The organism is Pontibacterium sinense, from assembly GCF_015209595.1.
GTDB lineage: Bacteria > Pseudomonadota > Gammaproteobacteria > Pseudomonadales > Balneatricaceae > Pontibacterium > Pontibacterium sinense.
In genome coordinates, this window is sequence record NZ_JADEYS010000003.1 from 161328 (window position 1) to 186926 (window position 25599).

A 25599-nucleotide genomic window follows, 5' to 3' on the forward strand; every position below is an offset into this window, starting at 1 on the left:
AACATGCTAGCATTGCGTGGAGCACCTGCTCTTTCTGCTTTCCGTCACGAAAAGCTGCTGTCTGCTCTTCAGTCCAAAGTCCCTGCGATCACTGCACTGTACAGTGAATTCATGCACTTTGCAGATCTGGAGCAAGATCTCTCAGCAGACGAACAACAGGTATTGGACCGTATCCTACGTTACGGACCAAAAGCCGACGTTGAAGAACCTGTCGGTCAGTTGTTTCTGGTTGTTCCCCGTCCGGGCACTATTTCACCATGGTCTTCTAAGGCAACAGATATAGCGAATAACTGTGGCCTGAGCAAGGTGAAACGTCTCGAGCGCGGCGTGGCATATTATATTCAGGCATCCGGCGATCTGGATCAAGCCGCATTGGATGCAACTATCGCCGAACTTCACGACCGTATGGTGGAAGCCGTTCTGCAGGATGTTGATGCAGCTGCAACGCTTTTTATTGAAGAATCCCCTGCTCCTTTGACCACTGTGGATATTCTTGCCGGTGGTCGTGATGCGTTGGTGACGGCGAATACTGCCTTAGGTCTGGCGCTGGCTGAAGATGAGATCGACTATCTGGTTGATAGCTTTAAGGATCTGGGTCGAAACCCAACTGATGTCGAGCTGATGATGTTTGCGCAGGCAAACTCGGAGCATTGCCGCCACAAGATTTTTAATGCGTCTTGGGATATCGATGGGGAAGCACAGGAGAAATCCCTGTTCGCTATGATCAAGAACACCAATGAGCTTGGTGGTGAAAACGTACTGTCCGCTTATAAAGATAATGCATCTGTTATCGTCGGTGCTAAAGCGGGCCGTTTCTTCCCTAACCCGGAATCGAAGCAGTACGGTTACAACCAAGAAGATATCCACATTCTGATGAAGGTGGAAACGCATAACCATCCAACAGCGATTGCGCCTCATTCCGGTGCTGCTACAGGTTCGGGTGGTGAGATTCGTGACGAAGGTGCAACAGGTAAAGGCTCCAAGCCCAAAGCCGGTCTGACAGGCTTCACGGTATCTGATTTGAACATTCCTGGCTTCGAACAGCCTTGGGAATCTAACTACGGTAAACCAGATCGTATCGTTAGCGCACTGGACATCATGATTGAAGGTCCAATCGGTGGTGCTGCGTTTAACAACGAATTTGGTCGTCCAGCGTTGACCGGTTACTTCCGTACGTTTGAGCAGAAAGTAAACGGTGCTGCTGGTGAAGAAGTTCGCGGTTATCACAAGCCGATTATGATTGCCGGTGGTTTGGGTAACATTCGAGCTGATCATGTTGAAAAGGGTGAAATCCCGGTTGGCGCGAAGCTGATCTGTCTGGGTGGTCCTGCGATGCAGATCGGTCTGGGCGGCGGTGCGGCATCCTCCATGTCTTCAGGCACCTCTTCAGCTGATCTGGATTTCGCATCGGTGCAGCGTGATAACCCGGAAATGGAACGCCGTTGTCAGGAAGTAATCGACCAGTGCTGGCAGCAGGGTGATGAAAACCCGATCGCATTTATCCATGACGTAGGTGCGGGTGGTTTGTCCAATGCATTTCCTGAGCTGGTAAAAGACGGTGAGCGCGGCGGTAACTTTAATCTGCGCAATGTAAATAACGATGAGCCGGGCATGTCTCCATTGGCGATTTGGTGTAACGAAGCGCAGGAGCGTTACGTTATGGCGGTTGAGCCAAAAGATCTGGCGCGTTTTGAGGCGATCTGTCAGCGCGAGCGTTGCCCATATGCGATTGTGGGTGATGCCACTGAAGAGCATCATCTGACCCTGGGTGATACTCACTTCGAGAACAAGCCGGTTGATCTGCCGATGAGCGTACTGTTTGGTAAGCCGCCGAAGATGCACCGTGCTGTTGATCGTATTGAATATGATGTACCGGCATTTGATGCGACCGCAATTGATCTGAAAGACGCTGCTGAGCGTGTGATGAAGTTGCCAGCGGTTGCGTCTAAATCCTTCCTGATTACCATCGGTGACCGTTCTATTACGGGTACGGTTGCGCGTGACCAGATGGTCGGACCTTGGCAGGTGCCTGTGGCAAACTGCGCGGTGACGACCTCTTCCTACGATACCTATGCCGGTGAAGCGATGGCGATGGGTGAGCGTACCCCGTTGGCTTTGGTTGACTCTCCTGCATCTGGTCGTATGGCGATTGGTGAGACGATCACTAACCTGGCGTCTGCGAAGATTGCTGAGATTGCTGACATTAAGTTGTCTGCAAACTGGATGTGTGCAGCAGGTCATCCGGGTGAAGATGAAAAACTTTACGACACCGTTAAGGCGGTGGGTATGGAACTGTGTCCTCAGCTGGGCATTACGATTCCGGTCGGTAAAGATTCCATGTCTATGCGCACTGTCTGGAATGATAACGGCGAAGACAAATCTGTGACGGCGCCGATGTCTCTGGTTATTACCGGTTTTGCGCCGGTGACCGATGCACGTAAAACACTGACACCACAGCTACGTACTGATCTGGGTGAAACTGACCTGATCCTGCTGGATCTGGGTAACGGTCAGAATCGTCTGGGTTTGTCGGCGCTGGCACAGGTTTACAATCAGGTCGGTCAGGATGTCGCTGACGTTGAAAATCCAGAACAGCTGGCTGCGTTCTTTGCTGCAGTTCAGGAGCTGAATGCACAGGATCTGTTGCTGGCATACCATGACCGTGCGGATGGTGGTTTGTTTGCAACTGTTGCTGAGATGGCTTTTGCCGGTCGTGCGGGTGTTGATCTGAACCTCGATATGCTGGCCGCCGACAGCAGCGAGTTTGCGGCAGCACTTTACTCCGAGGAGTTGGGTGCGGTGATTCAGGTTAAGCGTGATAACACCGAAGAGGTGTTGACCGAACTGAATGCTGCCGGTCTGGGTGATATTGCGAAAGTGATTGGCTCGCTCAACGACGATGATCAGATCTGTATTCACTTTGATGATGAAGAGATCTACGCTGAGAGCCGCGTGCAGTTGCAGCGCTGGTGGGCAGAGACCTCTTATCGTATTCAGGCGATGCGTGATAACTCTGAATGTGCTGAGCAGGAATTTGATACCCTGCTGGATGTTGCCAATCCAGGTCTGCATGCAGAGCTTACCTTCGATATTAATGAAGATGTGGCTGCGCCTTATATTCAGACAGGTTCTCGTCCACAGATGGCCATTCTGCGAGAGCAGGGTGTGAACGGTCAGATTGAGATGGCTGCAGCGTTTGATCGTGCAGGTTTCGATGCTGTTGACGTTCATATGAGTGATGTCCTGGAAGGTCGTCGCACATTGGATGAGTTCAAAGGATTGGTTGCTTGTGGCGGCTTCTCTTACGGTGACGTATTAGGTGCAGGTGAAGGGTGGGCTAAATCCATCTTGTTCAATACGCGTGCCCGTGATCAGTTCCAATCATTCTTTACACGTGAAGATACCTTTGCGTTGGGTATCTGTAATGGTTGTCAGATGCTATCCAACTTGCACGAATTGATCCCGGGAACTGACCTGTGGCCACATTTCGTGCGTAACGTGTCTGAGCAATTTGAAGCGCGTGTGGCGATGGTTGAAGTGCAGGAAAGTAACTCTATCTTCCTTCAGGGAATGCAGGGTTCTCGTATGCCGATCGCAGTTGCCCATGGCGAAGGTCGTGCGGAGTTTGCTGATGAAACCCATCTGGCTAACCTGCAGGGCAGTGGTTCTGTTGCGCTGCGCTATGTGGATAACTATGGCAAGGTGGCTGCAACTTATCCGGCCAACCCGAATGGTTCTCCAGAAGGTATCAGCGGTGTTACGACTGAAGATGGTCGTGTCACTATAATGATGCCGCATCCTGAGCGTGTATTCCGTGCTCTGCAGAATTCCTGGGCTCCGGATCACTGGGATGAGGATGGCGCGTGGATGCGTATGTTCCGCAATGCCCGCGTTTGGGTCGATTGATCGCTTGACGTCTAATGTCTGAAAAGGCGGCCTTAGGGTCGCCTTTTTTGTATGTGTTCAGGAACGTATAAATACGTCTGAAACGACTCTGAAAGATCCAAAGAGAGGGTTCTAAAGCGGCGTTCTGTTTTGTCAGGTAGCTTGTGAAGGGCTCAATATTCCACTGCGTTTCCTTTCTCACATATAGCGCTTTTATTGCCCACCGAAAAATTCTCGGACATGTTCACTGGCTCATAAAGATAACTATGACTGCAAGTAGGATGTGGTTCTATCAAAGGAAGCGGGTGCGTAGATTAGTTTTTTTCAGTGGGGAGTTTTAAGCGCCACCAGTTCAACATACCGCCTTTTAGCTCATATGCCTCGATGCCTGCCCGACGTAACTTTCTAACGGCAGGGGTGCTTCGGTGTGCGCTCAGGCAAATACAGATGATAGGTTTATGTACTGAGTCGAGCTCCGGGGCTGAAAGTGAAAAGCGCTGCAGCGGGAGATTAATACTGCCTTGAATATGGCTGTGTTGCCATTCAGTATGGCTACGGACATCAATCAATTGAAAATGATCTGAAACTTCGAGAGGGTCGCAGGGAAGTTGGTTCGGATTGATTTCAGGGACATGCCCAAAAGGCAACCAGTCTAACCAGCGAGGAAGTTTCATGGGCGAACGTAAATGTAGCCTTTTTGCTGAAGATCGATAATCGTAGGCAGACCGGCCTGGACGACATCCTCCTCTTCTACTTCATATAGGTCTTTGTGTGTTACTTTGTAGCCGTCGAGTGAGTTGCCGCAGATAATGAACTGCACGTCTCTTAAGCGAAGTGAATCCAGCGTTATCTGCTTGGCTTCGTCTTCTGCTGCTGCAACGAAATATTCGATAGCTTTACCGTGCACCACAACCTTAATATCGATGCGACCTTCCCCCACTTCACCGAGATGATTGCTGATATTCACCATCGTTTCTGCAATACGATGGGTGTCACCATAGTTCATATGGTAAACAACCTTTTGTTCCTGATAATTCTCAGCGGTCGCATTCGAAGTCAGGCCAATAAACAGAATAAAGGTGGTCAGTAATCGCTGTAGTGGTTTCATAGTCGTCGTTTTCTGGTTAGAGGAGGGACCGTGTTGGTCCCTCCAAACAGATTATTGCTTAACCTGCTTCACGCCGTTGATGGTTACTTCAACGCGACGGTTTTCTGCAAGACACGCTTTAGTATCGGTTTCGCAGGTTTTAACAGGGTTCGCTTCACCGGAGTAGTCAGTCAGGATCAGGTTAGGGTTAACACCACCTGCTGTCAGCGCTTCAGCCACTGCATTTACGCGTTTGCGAGAAAGCGCCATGTTGTAATCGTTTGCACCGAATTTATCAGTGTGACCGCTCAGAGAGATGCTTTTCAGCTTAGTCAGGCTGGAAACATATGCGGTGATTTCTGCAACGCTTTTAACTTCGCTGCTATCGTAATCGAAATAAACGATATGAGTTTCACTTACCAGCATGTTTTTAACAGCAGGTGCCGGTGCTGGTGTTGGTTTAGGAGCAGGAGCAGGTGCTGCAGCCACAGGCTCTTTGTAGCCATCGCAGCCCTTAATCGCGTTGTCTTCTTTCCAGAAGCCGTGACGCCAGCAGTCACCGAAACCGGTACGCCATACGGTCTCTGCCGTGGTTGTAGCGTAGCCTTCGTTCTCCGGGTGTGCCTGAACGGTTGCAGCTGCAGTAGCAGCAAGCAGAATGCCGGAAGCGATTGCGATCTTTTTCATTTTTCTTTCCTTGTACATGGCGGATGATATTTATTGCAGTATGCGCAGTACACCTTGTCCGCGCTTAACTTATACTGAACAGTTTGTTTAAGTTAAGCTAATTAAGGAAGTTCTGATGTAATACTACTGCGAATTAAATCTTAAAAGGAACCCTTCTTTAGTCAGGGTAACACTTTTTTATAGGGTTTTACGGTAACCTTTTCGTAGACGCCTGCTGCGAAGTAAGGGTCCGCATCGGCCCAGCTTTTAGCCGCTTCTAAAGACTCAAACTCAGCAATCACCAGACTGCCAGTAAAGCCTGCTTCACCAGGATCTTCCGAGTCGATTGCGGGTAGTGGGCCTGCTGCAAAGAGTCGTCCTTGTTGCTTTAACTCTTCTAGTCGTGCCAAGTGATCCGGTCTGGATTTGAGACGGTCTTCCAGGCTGTTTGCTACATCTTCGGCAATAATTGCGTAATACACGGCAGTACTCCGGTTCTAATCTTGGTTGTCTGTATTTTGAATATGGCGGGAAAGATACATTCCTTGTGCCAGAATAAAGACTAACGTCAGCCCCAGCATGCCAAATAGTTTGAAGTTAACCCAAATCTCTTCGCTGAAATTGTATGCAACTACAAGGTTAAGTACACCCATGACGATGAAGAATATCACCCATGCGATGTTCAGGTGACGCCAGGCAATTGCAGGCAGCTCAAGGTTGCTCTCCATCAAACGCTGTACAATGGGTTTGCTACCGATGAATTGGCTACCCAAAAAAGCAGCGCCAAACAGCCAGTTTACGACGGTAGGTTTCCATTGGATAAATGTTTTGTCCTGAAAAATGACGGTTGCACCGCCGAGTAGGACAACCAGCGCCAGGGTAACCAACTGCATTTTTTCGATCTTATGGGAACGAATCCAGGTGTACAACATCTGAAGCAAGGTCGCTGGAATAAGTACAGCAGTTGCTAAGATTATGTCATCAGTTGATTTGTAGACGCCAAAGAATATGATGACGGGGAGGAAGTCGAGTAGTAGTTTCATCGCATCTGCTGTCTGTCAGAGTTAAGTCTCAAGTATAAAGTTGCTCAGGTAAGTTATAAATACTCATGTCCATACTATTCCCAAAATATGACCTCCATTGTCACAGTACGGCCTCAGATGGTCGATTGTCCCCCGAGGCATTGCTTGCCAGAGCGATAGATCGTCGCGTTGAGGTGCTGTCCTTGACTGATCATGACACTCTGAAAGGTGTTAAGGAGCTCATAGCGAAGGCAGATCCGACGATTCAGATAATTCCAGGTTTGGAGTTGACGGCCAGCTGGAACAATCGGGTGCTACATATAATTGGTTTGGGTGTCGATGAGAATGATCGGGATTTGAACATATATCTCGAGCATCTGGATGTCTTAAGACAGGCACGAGCTGATAAAATATGTGAGCGTCTTGTAAAGCAGGGTGTATCACGTGAGCCATTGTTTTCTGCGGTGAAAGAAAATTCTGCTGGTGCAATTGTTGGGCGCCCGCATATAGCTAAATCGCTGGTTGATATGGGAGTAGTGAATAGTGAGCAGGCGGCGTTTAAACTGTATTTAGGGACGGGAAAAGCCGGTGATGTGAAAATGGACTGGCCTTCATTTACAGAAGCGATCTCTGTAATAAATGGCGCTGGCGGGGAGGCTGTGTTGGCTCATCCGACTAAATATAAAATGACGTTTACAAAAATTAGAGCGGTCGTTAACGATTTTGTAGCAGCAGGTGGTTCTGCAATTGAAGTTTCGTATACGGGTATTTCTCCTAATCATCAGGCGGATCTTGAGCGATTAGCAAGGAAGATGGACATAATGGTGTCTGCGGGCAGTGACTTTCATTCTCCTTCTCACGGCTGGACAGATGTTGGTAAATTTCCGCCAGTAAAAGATTTGTCACGGCACGTTTTATCGAAGTTACTTCAGGCTTGAGCAATATCACGTTAAACTGGCAGTAAATAATCGACGTGGATAACTGCCGTGAGCCAGTTCTTTCAAATACATCCAGATAACCCTCAGCAACGCCTGATTAAACAGGCCGTTGAAATCATTCATCGTGGTGGTGTCATTGTCTATCCTACTGATAGCGCCTATGCATTGGGTTGTCATTTGGGGGATAAAAATGCGCTTGAGAAAATTAAGCGTATCCGGCGTCTGGATGACAAGCATAACTTTACGCTGGTTTGTCGTGACCTGAGTGAAATTGGCACTTATGCAAAAGTGGGGAATCAGGCCTACCGCATTTTAAAGTCACACACGCCAGGTGCTTACACTTTTATATTAAAGGCGACTACAGAAGTTCCGCGGCGGTTACTTCATCCAAAACGTCGCACGATTGGTTTGCGGATTCCGGAAAATCCAATTGCGCTTGAATTGATGCGTGAGTTGGGTGAACCAATTATGAGTACCTCGCTTATATTACCCGATGAATCTGAGCCGATGATGGATCCATATGAAATTCGTCAAACGTTACAGCACGAAGTTGATCTGGTTATCGATGGTGGTTATTGCGGGATGGAAGCAACGACTGTTGTAAATTTGGTTGAAGAGTTTCCTGAAATAATACGTGAAGGTGCTGGATCGTTGGCTGGTTTCTGACTTTCTATAGCATTTGGATTGAAAAAATTCGCTATAGAGAAAACAACAAAAATATTTTAATTTTTTTGGATTTTTTTTTGGATTTTTTCTATTCTTTTAACTATAAAGATAAGCACGTATTTATATTGAATTACTGGTGATTAGAAAAATGTCCGATTTCCTTAAAACGCTGACTCGTAAAAACTCCTTGCGCAAGCATTGCGCTGATCTGTCTGTTGCTGAAATTGAAAAAGTTCTGGCGGATCTGAAAGAGATTGCTGAGGACAAGCGCGCGGAAGAGGAAGCAGCTGTAGCAGCGAAGCAGGCGCGAGAAGAAAAAATTGATGTTATCCGTCAGACTATGAAAGATGCGGGTATCGATCTGGAAGACCTGTTGGGCTCTATTGATGTAGCGCCTAAGAAAAAAGTACAGCCTAAATACCGAATTACGGATGAAGATGGTACCCATGAATGGTCTGGTCGCGGTCGCACGCCTATCGCTTTCCAGAAGTTCTTTGATCAGGGCAACACAAAAGAAGACTGCCTGATCAAATAAATCGCTTCCGATTCTGATAGAATAGAAAAGCCTGCAAGGTTCCTTGCGGGCTTTTTTTATTATTTTGGGGTTTGCATCCTGCGCAGATCCCGTGCTACTACCCATTTATGCTTGGAGCGTCGAACATGGCTGATGAAAAGCTACATAAAGTATTGGCGCGCTCTGGAATTGGCTCACGTCGTGAGATGGAGCGTTGGATACAAGATGGTCGTATTATCGTTAACAACGAAAAAGCGACCTTAGGTGACCGTATTGGCCCACAGGATGTGGTGAAAGTTGATGGTCACGATGCAAAACTGGTGTTTGGAAAAGACGCGGCACGACGTGTACTTATTTATAACAAACCCGTCGGTGAGATCTGCACCCGGCATGATCCGGAAGGCAGGGCAACGGTGTTTCGTCATTTGCCGCCGCTGAAAGAAGGTCGCTGGATCGCCATAGGACGTCTGGATATTAATACCTCCGGACTGCTGTTGTTTACCACGGATGGTGAGTTGGCGAATGCATTGATGCACCCGTCAGCAAATATCGATCGTGAATACGCCGTGCGTGTTTTAGGTGATGTTTCAGAGGCAACGCTGAAAACGTTAACTGAAGGTGTGTTGCTTGACGATGGTATGGCGCGCTTTTCAGATGTGCAGTACTTCGATGGCGAAGGTGCCAATAAGTGGTACCACTGTGTTGTTATGGAAGGGCGCAACCGAGAGGTGCGTCGACTGTGGGAATCACAGGAGCTACAGGTCAGTCGTCTGAAGCGAGTACGTTATGGACCGGTTTTCTTGCCGAGTGATGTGCGTGCGGGGACCTGGCGTGAAATGACGCCAAAAGAGGTCAAGGAGCTGAGTAAAATGATGGAGGTGACGCCTAAAAAGTCACGTCCGATGTCGATTGCTGAAAAGGATCAGATGAAGCGACGCTACAAGCGTCAGCGCACTCGTCGCTCTGAAGACCGTAAGCGTACCGAAGACTAATGCCTCATTAGTCATTCGAATAAAAAAGCAGCCATCAGGCTGCTTTTTTATTTGTGTCGATCAGGGCAATCGTTACTGAGCGTTAAGAGACTGTCCATTGATCTCTTTGCTGTCGGCACCCATCAGGTAAAGATATACCGGCATAATATCTGCTGGTGCTGGATTTGTCTGTGGCGGCTCGCCTGGGTAGGCCGTTACCCGCATCTGTGTACGAGTTGCACCAGGGTTGATGCAATTCACACGGATCGGGCTGGTATTTTCGAGCTCGTCTGCGAGTACTTCCATGAAGCCTTCTGTTGCAAACTTGGAAACAGCGTAAGCACCCCAGTAGGCACGCCCTTTACGACCAACACCGGATGAGGTGAAGACGATGGATGCGTCAGAAGACTCGTGCAGTAGTGGAAGCAGTGCCTGCGTCAGCATAAAAGAAGCATTCACGTTGACCTGCATAACCTGATTCCAGATTGACGGATCATAATTCTCGATAGCTGTCCGTACGCCGAGTGAGCTGGCATTGTTCAGTAAGCCGTCGAGGCGCCCGAACTCCTGCTCCAGCGTATTCGCCAGCTCCATATATTCATGTTCCGTCGCGCTTTCGAGATTGAGAGGAACAATGGCGGGTTGTGGATAACCCGCAGCTTCGATCTCATCGTAGAGGCTTTCCAGTTTATCCAGTGTGCGTCCAAGCAGGACAACAGTTGCACCATGGGCCGCATAGCTTTTTGCGGCTGCGCGGCCAATGCCATCGCCTGCGCCGGTTACCAGAATGATACGGCCTGCAAGCAGTTGTTCAGGGGCTTGATAATCAAACATGGGTCCCGTTCCTTATTGTAATGCGTATAGTGATTGTAGCAGTGGCTTTATCTCGGAGGCACAGTCAACATAATGGTCTGCTGCCCAGCTTCTGATATCGGTGTCAGCATCGATATAACCGTATCCTGCGGCAATTGTCTTCATGCCTGCGCGTCGTCCACTTTCGATATCCCGAATATGGTCGCCTACATACAGCGTATTTTCTGGCAGGCAGCCAATTTGTGTGCAAGCCAGAAAGAGAGGCTCAGGGTGTGGCTTGCGCTCAGTGACGTGATCCGGGCAGATAATGCTGCTAGCGCGGTGTTGTAAGTTCAGTCCTTCCATGACCGGGGTTGTGTATAACTCCGGTTTATTCGTCACGATTCCCCAGGGTACCTGGTGCTGCTCCAGCCAGTCGAGCAGATCGCTAATGCCTTGGAAAGGGATCGTATCAACATCCAGATGCTGCAGGTACAGAGATAGCATGCGCTGATGAAGGGTAGTAAAACGGCTGTCTGTAATATCGATTTCAAAGGCTGCGCAGACCATAGCGCGAGCGCCATTTGAGACGTGCTCGCGCAGAAATTCCAGTGATACCGGCTCAAGACCTTCTTCTGCAAGTAGCTGATTGACCACCCAGTGGAAATCCGGCGCGGTATCTAAAACCGTTCCGTCAAGGTCGAAGAGTACGGCCTCAAGTGGCTGACTCATAATGGCTTACTCTGCAGGTTTACGGGTTGCGATCATGTAATTGACGTCAACATCCTTCGGATTCAAGCGATACGCTTTGGTCAGTGGGTTGTAAACCAGCCCTGTCATCTCAAGGCTTTGCAGGCCGCTTTTGCGTATCCAGTTGCCGAGTTCTGATGGGCGGATGAATTTCTGGAAATCGTGTGTGCCTTTAGGAACCAGCTTCAGAATCTGTTCTGCACCCATGATAGCGAACAGATAAGCTTTTGGATTGCGGTTCAGCGTAGAGAAAAAGACATAGCCGCCAGGTTTAACCAGCTGGGCGCAGGCACGAACAATAGAGGACGGATCAGGCACGTGTTCCAGCATCTCCATGCAGGTCACCACATCAAACGATTCGGGCTGTTGTGCGGCCAGCTCTTCGACAGGAATCTGTTTGTAGTTCACCTGTACGCCGCTTTCCAGGCCATGGAGTTTAGCGACTTTAAGTGGCGCTTCACCCATATCGATACCCATAACGGTTGCACCGCGCTGAGCCATAGATTCAGACAAAATTCCGCCGCCACAACCTACATCGAGTACTTGCTTATCGACGAGGCGGGCAATCTGATCGATAAAGCCCACTCTGAGAGGGTTGATGTCATGCAGCGGTTTGAACTCGCTGTTGCGGTCCCACCATTTACTGGCCAGTTGTTCAAACTTGGCGATTTCATCGTGATCAACGTTGACGTGTTCGGCGTGGCTTTGAGTGCTCATGATTACAGCAAATCTCCATAGGTAAGCAGCTATTTTATCATTGGCTTCGTGACGCGCATAGCACGGAAAATGGAAGAGGGTTAGATGTGATCTCGATTTGTTGAATGGCTCTGAGACGCTTTCTAAGCCCGTAGGAGCGTTTTTTGTCCGTTCAGGTATATCTACCTAATGTCTTCATTTTTCAGGATTTGTGATTCCTTTGTGGTATACTCGTCCGGTTATAGAGAGCCGGCGCATTCAGTCGCCGGACTAGCTGATCGAAGGATAGTGAATGGGTGATCTAGCCAAAGAGATTTTGCCAGTTAACATTGAGGATGAGCTCAAGCAGTCCTATCTGGATTATGCAATGAGTGTCATCGTGGGCCGTGCGCTCCCAGACGTTCGGGACGGCCTGAAACCAGTGCATCGTCGCGTACTTTTCGCGATGAGTGAGCTGAACAATGACTGGAACAAACCGTATAAGAAATCTGCACGTGTGGTTGGTGATGTAATCGGTAAATACCACCCTCATGGTGACAGTGCGGTATATGACACTATTGTTCGTATGGCCCAGAATTTTGCCATGCGTTACACCTTGGTTGATGGTCAGGGTAACTTCGGTTCGGTAGACGGTGATTCCGCTGCGGCGATGCGTTACACCGAGATCCGAATGGACAAGATCTCCCATGAGCTGTTGGCCGATTTAGAGAAAGAAACCGTCGATTTTGTTCCTAACTACGACGGCACCGAACAGATTCCGGATGTATTGCCTACCCGCGTACCTAACTTGCTGGTGAATGGCTCTGCGGGTATCGCTGTAGGTATGGCGACCAATATTCCTCCGCATAACCTGACCGAAGTGGTTAAAGGTTGTATCGCGTTGATCGAAAACGGTGATCTGACCGTTGACGAGTTGATGGAATACATTCCGGGACCGGATTTTCCAACCGGCGGCATTATCAATGGTCGTGCCGGCATTCTGATGGCGTACCGCACGGGGCGCGGTCGCATCTACGTACGTGCAAAACATCATGTGGAAGAAGATTCACGTGGTAAGCCATCGATCATTGTTACTGAAATCCCTTATCAGCTAAACAAAGCACGCTTGATCGAAAAGATCGCGGAGCTGGTTAAAGAGAAGAAGCTGGAAGGTATTACCGAGCTGCGTGATGAGTCTGATAAAGACGGCATGCGCATCGTTATCGAACTCCGTCGTGGTGAAGTGCCTGAGGTTATTGTGAATAACCTGTTCACACAGACCCAGATGGAGAGTGTGTTCGGTATCAACGTTGTAGCTCTGGTTGATGGTCAGCCGCGTACACTGGATCTGAAGTCTTTGCTGGAGAACTTCATCCGTCACCGCCGTGAGGTTGTGACCCGTCGGACCGTATTCGAACTGCGTAAAGCGCGTGAGCGTGGTCACCTTCTCGAAGGTCTGGCCATTGCGCTGGCGAATATTGATCCGATTATCGAACTGATCAAAACGTCGCCAACACCTGCAGAAGCGAAAGAACGCTTGATCGCAACGGCTTGGGAACCGGGGAATGTGGTTTCTATGTTGGAGCGTGCTGGTGAGGATGCTTGCCGTCCTGAAGAGCTGGAAGACCAGTTTGGCCTGCGCGATGGTCGTTACAATCTTTCCCCGGCGCAAGCCCAGGCGATTCTGGACCTGCGCTTGCACCGCCTGACTGGCCTCGAGCACGAAAAACTGATCGCTGAGTATCAGGAACTGCTAGAGAAAATCGCAGAACTGCTGAAAATCCTCGGCTCTCACGAGCGCTTGATGGAAGTGATTCGCGAAGAGCTCGAAGCGATTCTGGAAGAGTACGGAGATGAACGTCGTACTGAGATCATGGCATCCCGTCAGGATTTGACCGTGGCAGACCTGATCACCGAAGAAGATATGGTTGTGACCATCTCTCATGGTGGTTATGCGAAGACGCAACCGATTGCGGACTACCAGGCTCAGCGCCGTGGTGGTAAAGGTAAATCGGCGACCTCGGTTAAAGACGAAGATTTCATCGAACACCTGTTGGTGGCCAATACCCACGACACGATTCTGTGTTTCACCAGCCGCGGTAAAGTGTACTGGTTGAAGGTATATGAGATCCCTCAGGCGAGTCGTACTGCGCGTGGTCGTCCAATCGTTAATATTCTTCCTTTGGAAGAGGGCGAACGTATTACGACAATTCTGCCTGTTAACGAATACAGCGATGATCGCTTTGTCTTTATGGCGACTGAGCTGGGTACGGTTAAGAAAGTAACACTGAGTGCCTTCTCCCGTCAGCGTACATCCGGTTTGATTGCCCTGGATCTGAATGAAGGGGATCGTTTGGTCGGTGCCGCCATTACTAATGGTAGTGACGATGTGATGTTGATCAGCAGCGCCGGTAAAGCGATGCGTTTTGACGAGAACGATGTGCGTCCGATGGGTCGAACTGCCCGTGGTGTTCGCGGTATTCGTATGGCGGAAGAAAATCGTGTCATTGCGCTGATTATCCCGCAGGAAGGTGGTGTGATTCTGACCGCCTCCATGAATGGCTACGGTAAGAAAACCAACATTGACGACTTCCCGGTTAAAGGCCGTGGTGGCCAGGGTGTGATCGCTCAACAGTGGTCTGAGCGTAATGGTGATCTGGCGGGTGCCGTGCAGGTCTTCAATGGCGATGATGTCATGCTGATCAGTGATCAGGGTACGCTGGTACGTACCCGTACCGAAGAGATCTCTGAGCTGGGACGCAATACGCAAGGGGTTACCCTGATCCGAGTGGCTGAAGATGAAAACCTTGTGGGACTGGCGCGAATTGAAGAGCCGGATGAACCCGAAGACGAGGTGGAAGCAGCCGAGGATGGCAATGCTGAACAGCCTGCTGCTGAACCTGCAGCGGCTGTTGATACCCCGGACGCGTCTGACGACGCATAAAATGAAAGTGCGGCTATGGCCGCACTTTTTATCTGTACACTGATGGTTTAAGCAAAATTACTATGACTCGTAAGCATAATTTTAGCGCTGGCCCGGCAGCATTGCCGGAAGCTGTACTGGACGTCGCTCAGAAAGAGTTGATGGATTGGCAGGGTAACGGTCTTTCCATCATGGAAATGAGCCACCGGAGCAAAGAGTTTATCGCTGTGGCGGAAACGGCGGAACAGGATCTGCGTGATCTGTTGTCGATTCCAGATAATTATAAAGTGATTTTCTTGCAAGGCGGCGCGACAGCGCAGTTTGGCCTGATCCCTCTCAATTTGCTGGGTGATAAAACGAAAGCGGATTACATCAATACGGGTGTCTGGTCTAAGAAAGCGATCAAAGAAGCCCAGAAGTTCTGTGATGTAAACGTGGTTGCCAGCTCTGAAGCAGACAACTTTACGACGCTACCTGCGCAAGCGGATCTGAAACTGGACCCTGAAGCAGCGTATGTGCATTACACACCAAATGAAACGATTGGTGGCCTGGAGTTCGATTACATTCCCGAGACAGGTGATGTGCCTCTGGTTGCCGATTTTTCTTCCAATATTTTATCGCGTCCGCTGGATGTGAGTAAGTTTGGGATGATTTATGCCGGTGCGCAGAAAAATATTGGCCCTGCCGGTTTGGTTGTTGTGATTATCCGCGAAGATCTGTTGGGTCAATGTACGGACAGTGCGCCGACGATGTGCAACTACACCGTACATGCTGAAGCAGATTCGATGTTGAATACCCCGCCGACCTTTGGCTGGTATCTGGCTGGGTTGGTATTCAAGTGGTTGAAAGAACAGGGTGGTCTGGATGCCATATCTGCGCTGAATCAGCGTAAAGCGGCGAAACTGTACGATTACATCGATAATAGCGGTTTCTACAGCAACCCGGTTGCCAAAAATGGTCGCTCCTGGATGAACGTTCCTTTCACTCTGGCAGATGATAGTCTGGACAAAGTTTTCTTGGCAGGTGCTGAAGATGCTGGTTTGCTGAATCTTAAGGGGCACCGCTCTGTTGGTGGGATGCGTGCCAGCATCTATAACGCCGTACCGGAAAGCTCAGTTGATGCTCTGATCGCATACATGAAACGTTTTGCCGCAGAACATACCGCCTGAAAATAAGACAGAAGAGTTTGATATGAGTGATCAGGAAAAGGAACTTGGCGTTCTGCGTCAGCAGATCGACTCCATCGATAAGCAGATCCATGAACTGCTGAATCAACGGGCCTCCTGCGCACAACAGGTGGCAGAGGTGAAACTGAAATATCAGGGTGCCTCTGATGTTGTGTTTTATCGTCCAGAGCGTGAAGCGCAAGTACTGCGCCGCGTGATGGAGCGTAATGAGGGGCCGCTACCAGACAAAGATGTTGCTCGCTTGTTTCGTGAGGTAATGTCGGTTTGTCTGGCGTTGGAAAAACCGATGCGGGTGGCTTTTCTGGGTCCTGCCGGGACCTTCACTCAGCAGGCTGCGCTTAAACATTTTGGCCTCTCTGCTGAAAGCGTACCGCTTAATTCGGTCAGCGATGTGTTTCGTGAAGTGCAGTCTGGCAATGCTCATTACGGTGTTGTGCCGATTGAAAACTCTTCAGAAGGCATTGTTAATCACACTTTAGATCTCTTCAAACGCTATGATGTGACGATCTGTGGAGAGGTCGAACTGCCTGTTCATCAGCACCTTCTGCTGAAGCAGGATGGTGATCGTAAAGAGGTCAAACGCGTCGTTGCACATCATCAATCTCTAGCCCAGTGTCGCGCCTGGCTTGACACCCACCTGCCGGATGCGGAGCGCGTTGCGGTTAGCTCAAACGGTGAAGCCGCACGTATGCTGGTCGGCAGCGATGGCACTATAGCCGCCATCGCGGGTGATATGGCGGCTGAGTTGTATGAGCTGGATATTGCAGAGCGTAACATTGAAGATCAACCGGACAATCGCACACGTTTTCTGATCGTGGGTAATCAGGTTGTTGAGAGCAGCGGTGTAGATAAAACGTCTATTCTGGTTTCCAGTAAAAACAAGCCGGGTGCCCTGTATCAGTTGCTGGAGCCGTTTTACCGGAATCAGATTAGTCTGACTCGGGTTGAAACCCGTTCTATGAACAGCGGTTGTATGTTCTATATCGATTTTGAAGGGCATAGTTCGGACACAGACGTAGAGAAAGTGTTGAACGAACTGGCCGTTGTCAGTGAAGAACTGAAACTGTTGGGTTCTTATCCCAGTGCCGTGCTCTAAAAGGTATCCGCTATGAGTTGTGATTTTCGTGAGTTAGCTGTTCCTGGTATTCAAGGGCTGCATCCATACCTACCCGGCAAGCCGGTAGAAGAGCTCGAGCGTGAGCTGGGTATCAGCAATATCGTAAAGCTTGCAAGTAACGAAAATCCTCGGGGGCCGGGTGCAAGCGTTACTCGTGCTGTCAGTGCATCTGTCGCTGGTTTGAGTCGCTATCCGGATAGTAATGGCTTTGAGTTAAAGCAGGCGCTGGAGACCGAACTAGGTGTAGAGTCGTCCCGAATTACATTGGGAAATGGATCCAATGATGTTCTGGATCTGCTCGGTCGCACGTTTATCCAGCCCGGTGATGAAGTTATTTATTCCGAATATAGCTTCGTGGTGTATGCGCTGGTTACACAAGCCCTAGCGGCAAAAGCGGTCGTCACACCCGCAAAAAACTGGGGGCATGATCTGGATGCGATGGCGGATGCGATTACTGATCGTACCCGGATGATCTTTATTGCAAACCCGAACAACCCTACCGGCACCTGGTTGACCGACAGTGAGCTGCAGACCTTTCTGGCGAAAGTACCTGCACACGTCGTGGTTGTGCTGGATGAAGCGTATACCGAATATGTCGCGTTAGATGACTTTCCGAATGGCTTGCTGCTGCAGGCTCAGTATCCCAATCTCGTGGTTACCCGTACTTTCTCCAAAGCGTATGGTCTGGCCGCGTTACGCGTCGGGTTTGCGGTGGCGAATGAAGCGATCACCGATCTGCTAAATCGTATTCGCCAGCCATTTAATGTGAACTCCATTGCGCTGAGTGCTGCGGTGGCTGCGTTGTCTGATCAGGAATACCTGAAACGATCTGTACAGTTAAATACCGCGGGAATGGCTCAACTGGAGTGCGGCTTAGCGGCGCTCGAGCTTGAATGGATACCATCAGCGGGTAACTTCCTGACGGTGGATATGAAGCAAGATGCGGCAGAGTATTATCAGGCGTTGTTGCATCAAGGGGTGATTGTGAGACCGGTAGCCAATTACGGAATGCCCAATCATTTGCGAATCAGTATCGGGCTGCCGGAAGAGAATCAGCGTTGTCTGGATGCTCTGGCTAAGGTGTTATCTGCGTGAGTCATTTTTTGAATAAAGTGCTGGTTATTGGGCTAGGGTTGATCGGTGGTTCTCTGGCTAAATCGTTACGCGAGCAACGTGCCTGTGCAAATGTGGTTGGTTTTGATCGCGATCAGCGTGAGATGCAGGAAGGCCTGCGTCTGGGGGTGATCGATTCGATGGCCGAAAACTTAGCGGAAGAGGTCTCCAGTGCCGATCTGGTGGTGCTCGCTGTTCCGGTTAAGGCAACTGAAGCCGTGCTGGAACAGATCAAGCCTTTCCTGACGCCTTCAACGATTTTAACGGATGTCGGTAGCACCAAAGGCAATGTGGTTGAAGCCGCAGAACGTGTTTTTGGGCGCTTGCCTGTAGGGTTTGTACCCGGACATCCGATTGCCGGGTCAGAAAAGAGTGGTGTGGCCGCAGCAGATTCACAACTTTTTAATGGTTATAAAGTCATACTGACGCCCCTGCAGAATTCTTCGGCCGAGGCTACAGCCCGTGTTGAAGAGATGTGGCGCTTTACAGGCGCTGAGGTATTGATGATGGATGTGGCCCGGCACGACGAAGTGTTGGCGGCGACAAGCCATCTTCCCCATATTCTGGCGTTTTCTTTGGTTGATACGCTGGCGCGGGAAGAGGAGAACCTGGATATTTTTCGTTACGCAGCGGGTGGTTTCCGTGATTTTACCCGTATTGCCGGCAGTGACCCAACCATGTGGCACGATGTCTGTTTGGCAAATAAAGAACCGCTGCTGAGGCAGTTGGACCGATTTACAGCAGGGCTGGCCCGGTTGCGCAGCGCAATCGAACAGGGCAACGGCGACATGATGCTAGGCACATTCACCCGTGCTCAGGCAGCCCGTGAACATTTTTCCCGAATTCTTTCAGATACTGCATCATCTCAAACTATGAATACTTCAAATGTAATTTTCCGTGCACAACCAGGCGGTTCTGTTACCGGTACCATCCGAGTACCGGGCGACAAATCCATTTCTCATCGTTCCATCATGCTGGGGTCTCTGGCTGACGGTATTACAGAGGTGAGTGGTTTCCTAGAAGGTGAAGATGCACTGGCAACCCTTCAGGCTTTCCGTGATATGGGGGTTGTGATCGAAGGCCCTAATCAAGGCAAGGTTCGTATCCATGGCGTTGGTCTGAACGGATTGCAGGCCCCTCCGGGACCTATTTATGTAGGTAACTCGGGTACAACCATTCGTCTGTTGTCAGGTTTACTGGCGGCTCAGCAGTTTGATACTGAGTTGAGTGGCGATGAGTCACTGAGTAAGCGACCGATGGAGCGCGTGGCAAAACCACTGCGCTTGATGGGCGCTCAGATCGAAAGTGGAGAGGGTGGTCGCCCGCCGCTGAAAATTAAAGGTGGTAGTGACCTCAAAGCGATCAGCTACGAAATGCCGATGGCGAGTGCGCAGGTAAAGTCCTGCCTGATGCTGGCTGGACTGTATGCAGACGGTGTCACTTCCGTGACTGAGCCAGCGCCGACTCGCGACCATACGGAGCGTATGTTGCAAGGCTTTGGGTACGCTGTTGCACAGAACGGTAGTAAAGTATCCGTGACCAGTGGTGGCACTCTGACCGCCACCCAGATTGACGTCCCAGCAGATATATCTTCTGCCACGTTCTTCTTGGTCGCTGCGGCAATCACGCCAGGATCTGATCTGACGCTGGAGCATGTGGGCATCAACCCAACCCGAGTGGGCGTGTTAAACATCCTGAAACTGATGGGCGCAGACCTGGAGCTGATGAACGAACGTGAAGTGGGTGGTGAGCCGGTTGCTGACATCCATATCCGTTATGCGCCGTTGAAAGGTATTCAGGTTCCTGAAGATCAGGTACCGCTCGCCATTGATGAGTTCCCTGCACTATTTATCGCTGCGTGCTGTGCTGAAGGTGAGACTGTTGTAAGCGGTGCTGAAGAGTTGCGGGTCAAAGAAAGTGACCGTATTCAGGTGATGGTTGATGGACTGAAAGCACTGGGCGCTGATATCGAAGGTACGCCGGATGGTGCGATCATTCGAGGCGGTCAGTTGCACGGCGGAGAAGTATTTGCGCATGGCGATCACCGTATTGCAATGTCCTTCAGCATTGCAGCATTGCGTTCCAGTGGTGAGATTAAAATTAATGACTGCGCAAATGTGGCGACATCATTCCCTACATTCGTAGACCTTGCTCAGGAAGTTGGTTTGAACGTCAATGAGGGAGACAGCTGATGTCCTCTGTACACGAACAAGCTAGTGTCATCACGGTAGATGGCCCTAGTGGATCAGGCAAAGGCACGTTGTGTCAGCTGTTGGCGAAAGAGCTAGGCTGGAATTTGCTGGACAGTGGTGCGCTGTATCGATTAGTCGCACTGGCGGCTGATCATCACGGTGTAGAGTTGGATGATACTGAGGCATTAACGGTATTGGCGGAGCACTTAGATGTTCAGTTTAATGCGGTTGAAGGTTCTGATGGTATCCGTATCGTCCTTGAAGGTGAGGAAGTGACCGATACGATCCGTACGGAAAAGGTTGGAGGGGATGCGTCGGTTGTTGCCGCAATTCCTGCTGTACGTGAAGCCTTGTTGAATCGTCAGCGGGCGTTTGCGACTGAACCGGGTTTGATTGCCGACGGACGAGATATGGGAACCGTTGTTTTCCCAGATGCCCCGTTGAAAATTTACCTTGATGCCAGTGCAGAGGAACGCGCTGACCGTCGCTATAACCAGTTGATTAACAAGGGACTGGGTGCTAGTCTTCAAGCTATATTAGAGGATATAAAAGCCCGAGATGCGCGTGATATGAACCGTGCTGTAGCACCTCTAAAGCCAGCTCAAGACGCTATTGTGCTTGATTCGACTAAGCTTACGATCGATGAAGTACTCGCAGCGGTAATGGAAGAGGTGCGACACAAAGGGCTCCGTTAACCCTGATGAGATAGTGAGGATCGTACAGCTATGAACGAAAGTTTTGCAGAACTTTTCGAGGAGAGCCTACAGGATCTGGATATGGCTCCCGGTTCTATCGTGACCGGCGTGGTTGTCGCTATCGATAGTGATTTCGTGGTTGTAAACGCGAGTCTCAAATCTGAAGGAGTTATCCCTAAAGCACAGTTTTTGAACGACCAGGGTGAGCTGACGATCACTGAAGGTGATGAAGTTCAGGTAGCACTGGAAGCGGTAGAGGATGGTTTTGGATCAACCGTCCTGTCCCGCGAAAAAGCCAAACGTGCAGAAGCCTGGAAAGAACTTGAGAAAGCGTTTGAGCAGGATCAGGTTGTAACCGGACCGATCACCGGCAAGGTGCGGGGTGGTTTCACAGTTAGTATAAATACCATTCAGGCTTTCCTGCCTGGATCATTGGTTGATGTCCGCCCAACGCGTGACACAGCCCATCTTGAGGCCGGTCAGGATCTTGAGTTTAAGTTAGTTAAACTCGATGCCAAGCGGAATAACATTGTCGTTTCCCGCCGTGCCGTTCTGGAAGCCGCTTACAATATCGAACGTGAAAAACTACTTGAGCAGCTTGAAGAAGGCAGTGTCGTCAAAGGTATCGTGAAAAACCTGACCGATTACGGTGCATTCATCGATCTGGGTGGTGTGGACGGCCTTCTGCATATCACGGATATCGCCTGGAAACGCGTAAAACATCCAAGTGAAGTGCTGACGATCGGTGAAGAGATCGATATTAAGGTGTTGCGTTTCGATCGGGAACGGAGCCGCGTATCTCTTGGTCTGAAACAGCTTGCCGATGACCCCTGGACCAAGCTTCAGAAGACGTGCTCCGTTGGCAGTCGGGTTGCTGCGCGAATTACCAATCTCACAGATTATGGTTGTTTCGCCGAAATCGAATCTGGTATCGAAGGTTTAGTTCATGTTTCCGAGATGGACTGGACCAATAAAAACGTTCATCCGTCCAAAGTAGTACAGATTGGCGACGAAGTTGAGGTCATGATTCTTGATATTGACCAGGAACGTCGTCGTATCTCCCTGGGTATGAAGCAGTGTAAGCCTAACCCATGGTTGCAGTTTTCTGAGACGCATAAAAAAGGTGATCGCCTCAGCGGTAAGATTAAATCGATTACCGATTTTGGTGTGTTTATTGGGTTGGACGGCGGTATTGATGGTCTTGTGCATCTATCAGACTTGTCATGGGATGAGTCTGGCGATGTGGCTGTTAAGCGCTTTAGCAAAGGCGATGAGGTCGATGCTTTGGTTCTTTCAGTGGATCCTGAGCGGGAACGTATTGCTTTGGGACTCAAGCAATTGGCATCCGATCCGTTTGCTGAATATGTGGATCAGAATAGCAAAGGCAGTAAAGTGACCGGCATCGTCCGTGAACTGGAGAACAAACAGGCTCGAGTTGAGCTTGCTGAAGGTGTGGACGCAATATTAAAAGCATCGGATGCGAGCCGCGAAGGTCTTGACGATATAGCCAGCGCTTATAGCGTTGGGGATGAAGTGAGTGCGCTGATTACCAGCATTGATCGCCGTAACAGAGTGATCAATATTTCAGTGAAACACGCTGAAATGCATTCAGATAAAGCGGCAATGCAGTCCGTGAATCAGAAATCTGTCGATGTGTCTGGTCCGACCACCATTGGTGATCTTATCAAGGCGCAGATGAACAAGGATAAATCCTGATTCTGAGAGGAGAGCATCGCTCTCCTCTTTCATTTATAGGGCCTGTTGCCTAGGACGTCATAGCGACATAGAGAAGTGAAGCGAAAATCCAGAGGCTAGCCATGACCAAATCAGAATTGATAGAACGTTTGGTTGATCGACATGACCAGTTGTCGGTAAAGGATGTAGAATTGGCGGTGAAAGCAATGCTTGATCAGATGACTGAAGCATTGTCCCACGGTGATCGGATTGAAATCCGAGGTTTCGGTAGTTTTAGTCTACATTACCGGGCCCCGCGTGTTGGAAGGAACCCAAAGACGGGCGAGTCAGTGGAACTTGAGGCAAAGCATGTTCCACACTTTAAACCGGGCAAGGAGCTTAGAGAACAGGTAAACTCCAGCTTAGAAGAAGGCGTATAACGTTTCCCGAATGCTGTTCATAAAAGAGGTTTAGTGAAGTGCGTTGGATTAAAGGCGCAATCCTTGGATTGCTATGTCTGCTGTTTTTATTTGTGGGCGTGATGTTCACGATCAACAACACTCAGCTGGTGACAGTCGATCTGGTACTGCTCAAGCTGCCTGAAGCAAGTTTGTCGTTATGGTTAGTTGCCACGTTTATTTTGGGTGGTGTGCTGGGTATGGCGATTAGCGTTGTGAGTGTTTTACTGTTGCGTACCCGACTGCGTGCAGAACGCCGTCGTGTTACTAACGCTCAGAAGGAGTTGGACCAGCTGAGAACAGCTGGCTTAAAGAATGCCGCCTGAAGTCGACAATTACCTGCTGATTGTTCCGCTGTTTATAGCGGTTGCAGTGGGTTGGTGGTTAGGACGACGTGAGCGACAAGAGCGTAGTAAAGAGCAAAGTAAACGGTTATACAGCAATATCAGTCGGGATTATTTTACCGGGCTGGACTACTTGCTGAACGAGCGCACTGATGAGGCAATCGAAAGCTTCATCAAAGCGCTTGAAGTCAATTCTGATACTATTCCTGCCCACATAGCCTTAGCGAAACTCTTTCGCCGTAAAGGTGATGTTGATCGCGCTATTCAGATTCATCAGAACTTGCTGGCCCGTCCGGATTTGGATCGCAGTGAGTTTTTGCGTGTACAAATGGCACTTGCACGTGACTATTATGCGATCGGCCTGTTGGATCGTGCTGAGAACCTGTTGCTGGAGATTATTCGACAGCGCCCCATGCGTGAAACGTTAGTGAAAGCGCAGCGACTGCTAATCTCCCTGTATGAAAAAGAAGCGGAATGGGAAAAGGCGCTGACTGCTGCGGATCAGTTAGCGACGGATGAGCGTAAGCTGCTCAGTCGGGAATTAGCGCACTATTGTTGCGAGCTGGCTGAGGCATTGATTGCCCGACACCAGTACAAGGAGGCTCAGGGGTATCTGCGTCGTAGCGAAATCTATGATCCCAATGGTATTAGAAGCTGTTTAATTAGCGCACGTATCGCGATGGATCAGTCGCAGTGGAAGCTTGCAATAAAACATCTGAAACTGGCGGTCGATCGTGACCCGTTATTTGTATCGGAAACGCTGGATCTCTTGCGTCGTTGCTATGATCATCTGGCGGCGGAAAAGGAACTCAATGCATATTTGAAACGATGCATGGTGAACGCGCCCTCTACCAGTGTCACACTCGCGGTGGCCGAGCAGATCAAAGACGAGCAGGGGCTTTATGTTGCGGGAAGCTTTATCACGGAAGAGTTGAAAAAGCGTCCATCGGTTAAAGGCTTCAATCGCCTGATTGATATGCATATTGAGCATGGGGCGGAAAGCGCACGTGACAGTCTAAGAGTGTTGCGCGGTTTGACCGGGCAGTTAGAACTATCCAAGCCGGTGTATCGCTGTAATAATTGTGGCTTCTCTGGGAAATCCCTGTTGTGGCAGTGCCCCTCCTGTAAAAAGTGGAGTACAACGAAACCCATACAGGGCCTGGAAGGCGAGTAATAGTTAATTCTGAGAGAGCTTTAATGATCAAAGATTCCAAGCGCGTTATTGTTGCGCTCGATTACCCAAGTCAGGCTGAAGCGCTGGCAATGGCGAAACGTCTGGACCCAGCCCGCTGTCGGGTAAAAGTGGGAAAAGAGTTGTTTACCCGAAGTGGACCTGCGGTGGTCGAGGCTCTGCATGCACTGGGTTTTGAAGTCTTCCTTGATCTGAAATTCCACGACATTCCTAATACCACTGCGAAAGCGGTGCGCGCGGCTGCTGAGTTGGGCGTATGGATGGTTAATGTGCATGCAAGTGGCGGCCGCCGGATGATGGAAGCCGCGCGTAACGAGTTAGAGCAGGTGAATGGCTCTGATACGTTGTTGATCGGTGTGACAGTGTTGACCAGCATGGAACGTCAGGATCTGGCTGATATTGGTTTGGACATCGAGCCGCTGGATCAGGTCAAGCGCCTGGCCAAGCTAACAGAAGAAAGCGGACTGCATGGTATTGTGTGCTCTGCGCAAGAGGTTAAACCTCTGCGTGATGTTATCTCTCCTGATTTCCAACTGGTGACGCCGGGGATTCGTCCGGCAAATGCCGCAGTCGGTGATCAGAAGCGCATTATGACGCCGTCTCAAGCGCTGGAAGCTGGCAGTACCTATCTGGTGATTGGTCGTCCGATCACTCAGGCAGGCGAGCCGGTACAGGCATTAGCTGATATAGAAGCCGAGATCGCGCCGTTGCTCTGATCGCTGCATTCTGATAAAAAGA

Annotated in this window: 24 protein-coding genes; 16 read left to right on the forward strand and 8 right to left on the reverse strand. The window is 49.9% G+C overall.

The features are described 5' to 3' along the window. The first annotated feature begins 3 nt into the window (after positions 1-3). Positions 4-3906, forward strand: coding sequence for a phosphoribosylformylglycinamidine synthase (purL, locus tag IOQ59_RS04435; RefSeq protein ID WP_193952053.1), 3903 nt, complete (start codon positions 4-6; stop codon positions 3904-3906). A gap of 293 nt (positions 3907-4199) precedes the next feature. Here purL and IOQ59_RS04440 read toward each other — a convergent pair whose 3' ends face one another. The 5 genes from IOQ59_RS04440 to IOQ59_RS04460 form a co-directional block, all read right to left on the reverse strand. After that, the gene (locus IOQ59_RS04440; protein ID WP_193952054.1) at positions 4200-4559 is read right to left on the reverse strand and encodes a rhodanese-like domain-containing protein; all 360 of its coding nucleotides are present in this window, start codon (positions 4557-4559) and stop codon (positions 4200-4202) included. Beyond that, on the reverse strand, positions 4556-4993 hold the full coding sequence (locus tag IOQ59_RS04445; RefSeq protein WP_193952055.1) for a DsrE family protein: 438 nt from the start codon (positions 4991-4993) through the stop codon (positions 4556-4558). The genes IOQ59_RS04440 and IOQ59_RS04445 overlap by 4 nt, the downstream gene beginning before the upstream one ends. A gap of 51 nt (positions 4994-5044) precedes the next feature. Further along, positions 5045-5659, reverse strand: a complete 615-nt coding sequence (locus tag IOQ59_RS04450; protein WP_193952056.1) for an OmpA family protein — start codon at positions 5657-5659, stop codon at positions 5045-5047. 161 nt (positions 5660-5820) lie between these two features. Continuing rightward, on the reverse strand, positions 5821-6120 hold the full coding sequence (locus IOQ59_RS04455; protein WP_193952057.1) for a YciI family protein: 300 nt from the start codon (positions 6118-6120) through the stop codon (positions 5821-5823). Between the two features lie 15 nt (positions 6121-6135). Next, entirely contained in the window at positions 6136-6681 is a 546-nt protein-coding gene (locus IOQ59_RS04460) for a septation protein A (protein WP_193952058.1), read from the reverse strand. Positions 6682-6746: 65 nt separating this feature from the next. Here IOQ59_RS04460 and IOQ59_RS04465 point away from each other — a divergent pair, with 65 nt between their 5' ends. From IOQ59_RS04465 to rluB, 4 genes are all read left to right on the forward strand, one after another. After that, entirely contained in the window at positions 6747-7598 is an 852-nt protein-coding gene (locus IOQ59_RS04465; protein WP_228050682.1) for a PHP domain-containing protein, read from the forward strand. 48 nt (positions 7599-7646) lie between these two features. Beyond that, positions 7647-8264, forward strand: coding sequence for an L-threonylcarbamoyladenylate synthase (locus IOQ59_RS04470; RefSeq protein ID WP_193952059.1), 618 nt, complete (start codon positions 7647-7649; stop codon positions 8262-8264). A gap of 148 nt (positions 8265-8412) precedes the next feature. Continuing rightward, the gene (locus IOQ59_RS04475) at positions 8413-8799 is read left to right on the forward strand and encodes an H-NS histone family protein (protein WP_193952060.1); all 387 of its coding nucleotides are present in this window, start codon (positions 8413-8415) and stop codon (positions 8797-8799) included. 125 nt (positions 8800-8924) lie between these two features. Then, on the forward strand, positions 8925-9770 hold the full coding sequence (gene rluB / locus IOQ59_RS04480; protein WP_193952061.1) for a 23S rRNA pseudouridine(2605) synthase RluB: 846 nt from the start codon (positions 8925-8927) through the stop codon (positions 9768-9770). Positions 9771-9842: 72 nt separating this feature from the next. Here the strand turns inward: rluB and IOQ59_RS04485 are convergent, their stop codons facing one another. The 3 genes from IOQ59_RS04485 to ubiG are packed head-to-tail and all read right to left on the reverse strand — an operon-like array spanning position 9843 to position 12008. Then, positions 9843-10583, reverse strand: coding sequence for a YciK family oxidoreductase (locus tag IOQ59_RS04485; RefSeq protein WP_193952062.1), 741 nt, complete (start codon positions 10581-10583; stop codon positions 9843-9845). A 12-nt stretch (positions 10584-10595) separates the two neighbouring features. Beyond that, positions 10596-11273, reverse strand: coding sequence for an HAD-IA family hydrolase (locus tag IOQ59_RS04490; protein ID WP_193952063.1), 678 nt, complete (start codon positions 11271-11273; stop codon positions 10596-10598). A 6-nt stretch (positions 11274-11279) separates the two neighbouring features. Continuing rightward, positions 11280-12008, reverse strand: coding sequence for a bifunctional 2-polyprenyl-6-hydroxyphenol methylase/3-demethylubiquinol 3-O-methyltransferase UbiG (ubiG, locus tag IOQ59_RS04495; RefSeq protein WP_193952064.1), 729 nt, complete (start codon positions 12006-12008; stop codon positions 11280-11282). Between the two features lie 271 nt (positions 12009-12279). On the opposite strand from ubiG, the gene gyrA reads away from it, so the two are divergent. The 11 genes from gyrA to pyrF all read left to right on the forward strand — a co-directional run bounded on the left by gyrA (position 12280) and on the right by pyrF (position 25577). After that, positions 12280-14910 carry a DNA gyrase subunit A gene (gene gyrA, locus IOQ59_RS04500; protein ID WP_193952065.1) on the forward strand — a complete coding sequence of 877 codons (2631 nt, stop codon included), beginning with the start codon at positions 12280-12282 and terminating at the stop codon, positions 14908-14910. Between the two features lie 62 nt (positions 14911-14972). Further along, positions 14973-16058 (forward strand): 3-phosphoserine/phosphohydroxythreonine transaminase, encoded by a 1086-nt coding sequence (gene serC, locus IOQ59_RS04505; protein ID WP_193952066.1) that lies wholly within the window; start codon positions 14973-14975, stop codon positions 16056-16058. Positions 16059-16080: 22 nt separating this feature from the next. Then, entirely contained in the window at positions 16081-17172 is a 1092-nt protein-coding gene (pheA, locus tag IOQ59_RS04510; RefSeq protein WP_193952067.1) for a prephenate dehydratase, read from the forward strand. 12 nt (positions 17173-17184) lie between these two features. After that, positions 17185-18288, forward strand: coding sequence for a histidinol-phosphate transaminase (gene hisC, locus IOQ59_RS04515; protein WP_193952068.1), 1104 nt, complete (start codon positions 17185-17187; stop codon positions 18286-18288). Then, the gene (locus tag IOQ59_RS04520) at positions 18285-20498 is read left to right on the forward strand and encodes a bifunctional prephenate dehydrogenase/3-phosphoshikimate 1-carboxyvinyltransferase (RefSeq protein WP_193952069.1); all 2214 of its coding nucleotides are present in this window, start codon (positions 18285-18287) and stop codon (positions 20496-20498) included. Before hisC ends, IOQ59_RS04520 begins: the two co-directional genes overlap by 4 nt. Continuing rightward, the gene (cmk, locus tag IOQ59_RS04525) at positions 20498-21193 is read left to right on the forward strand and encodes a (d)CMP kinase (protein ID WP_193952070.1); all 696 of its coding nucleotides are present in this window, start codon (positions 20498-20500) and stop codon (positions 21191-21193) included. The genes IOQ59_RS04520 and cmk overlap by 1 nt, the downstream gene beginning before the upstream one ends. A gap of 30 nt (positions 21194-21223) precedes the next feature. After that, entirely contained in the window at positions 21224-22909 is a 1686-nt protein-coding gene (gene rpsA / locus IOQ59_RS04530; RefSeq protein ID WP_193952071.1) for a 30S ribosomal protein S1, read from the forward strand. A 101-nt stretch (positions 22910-23010) separates the two neighbouring features. Further along, positions 23011-23307: an integration host factor subunit beta gene (locus IOQ59_RS04535; protein ID WP_193952072.1), complete on the forward strand. Its 297-nt coding sequence runs from the start codon at positions 23011-23013 to the stop codon at positions 23305-23307. Between the two features lie 38 nt (positions 23308-23345). Beyond that, positions 23346-23651 (forward strand): lipopolysaccharide assembly protein LapA domain-containing protein, encoded by a 306-nt coding sequence (locus IOQ59_RS04540; protein ID WP_193952073.1) that lies wholly within the window; start codon positions 23346-23348, stop codon positions 23649-23651. Beyond that, the gene (lapB, locus tag IOQ59_RS04545) at positions 23641-24843 is read left to right on the forward strand and encodes a lipopolysaccharide assembly protein LapB (RefSeq protein ID WP_193952074.1); all 1203 of its coding nucleotides are present in this window, start codon (positions 23641-23643) and stop codon (positions 24841-24843) included. The genes IOQ59_RS04540 and lapB overlap by 11 nt, the downstream gene beginning before the upstream one ends. A 23-nt stretch (positions 24844-24866) precedes the next feature. Continuing rightward, positions 24867-25577 (forward strand): orotidine-5'-phosphate decarboxylase, encoded by a 711-nt coding sequence (pyrF, locus tag IOQ59_RS04550; RefSeq protein WP_193952075.1) that lies wholly within the window; start codon positions 24867-24869, stop codon positions 25575-25577. Positions 25578-25599: the final 22 nt, after the last annotated feature.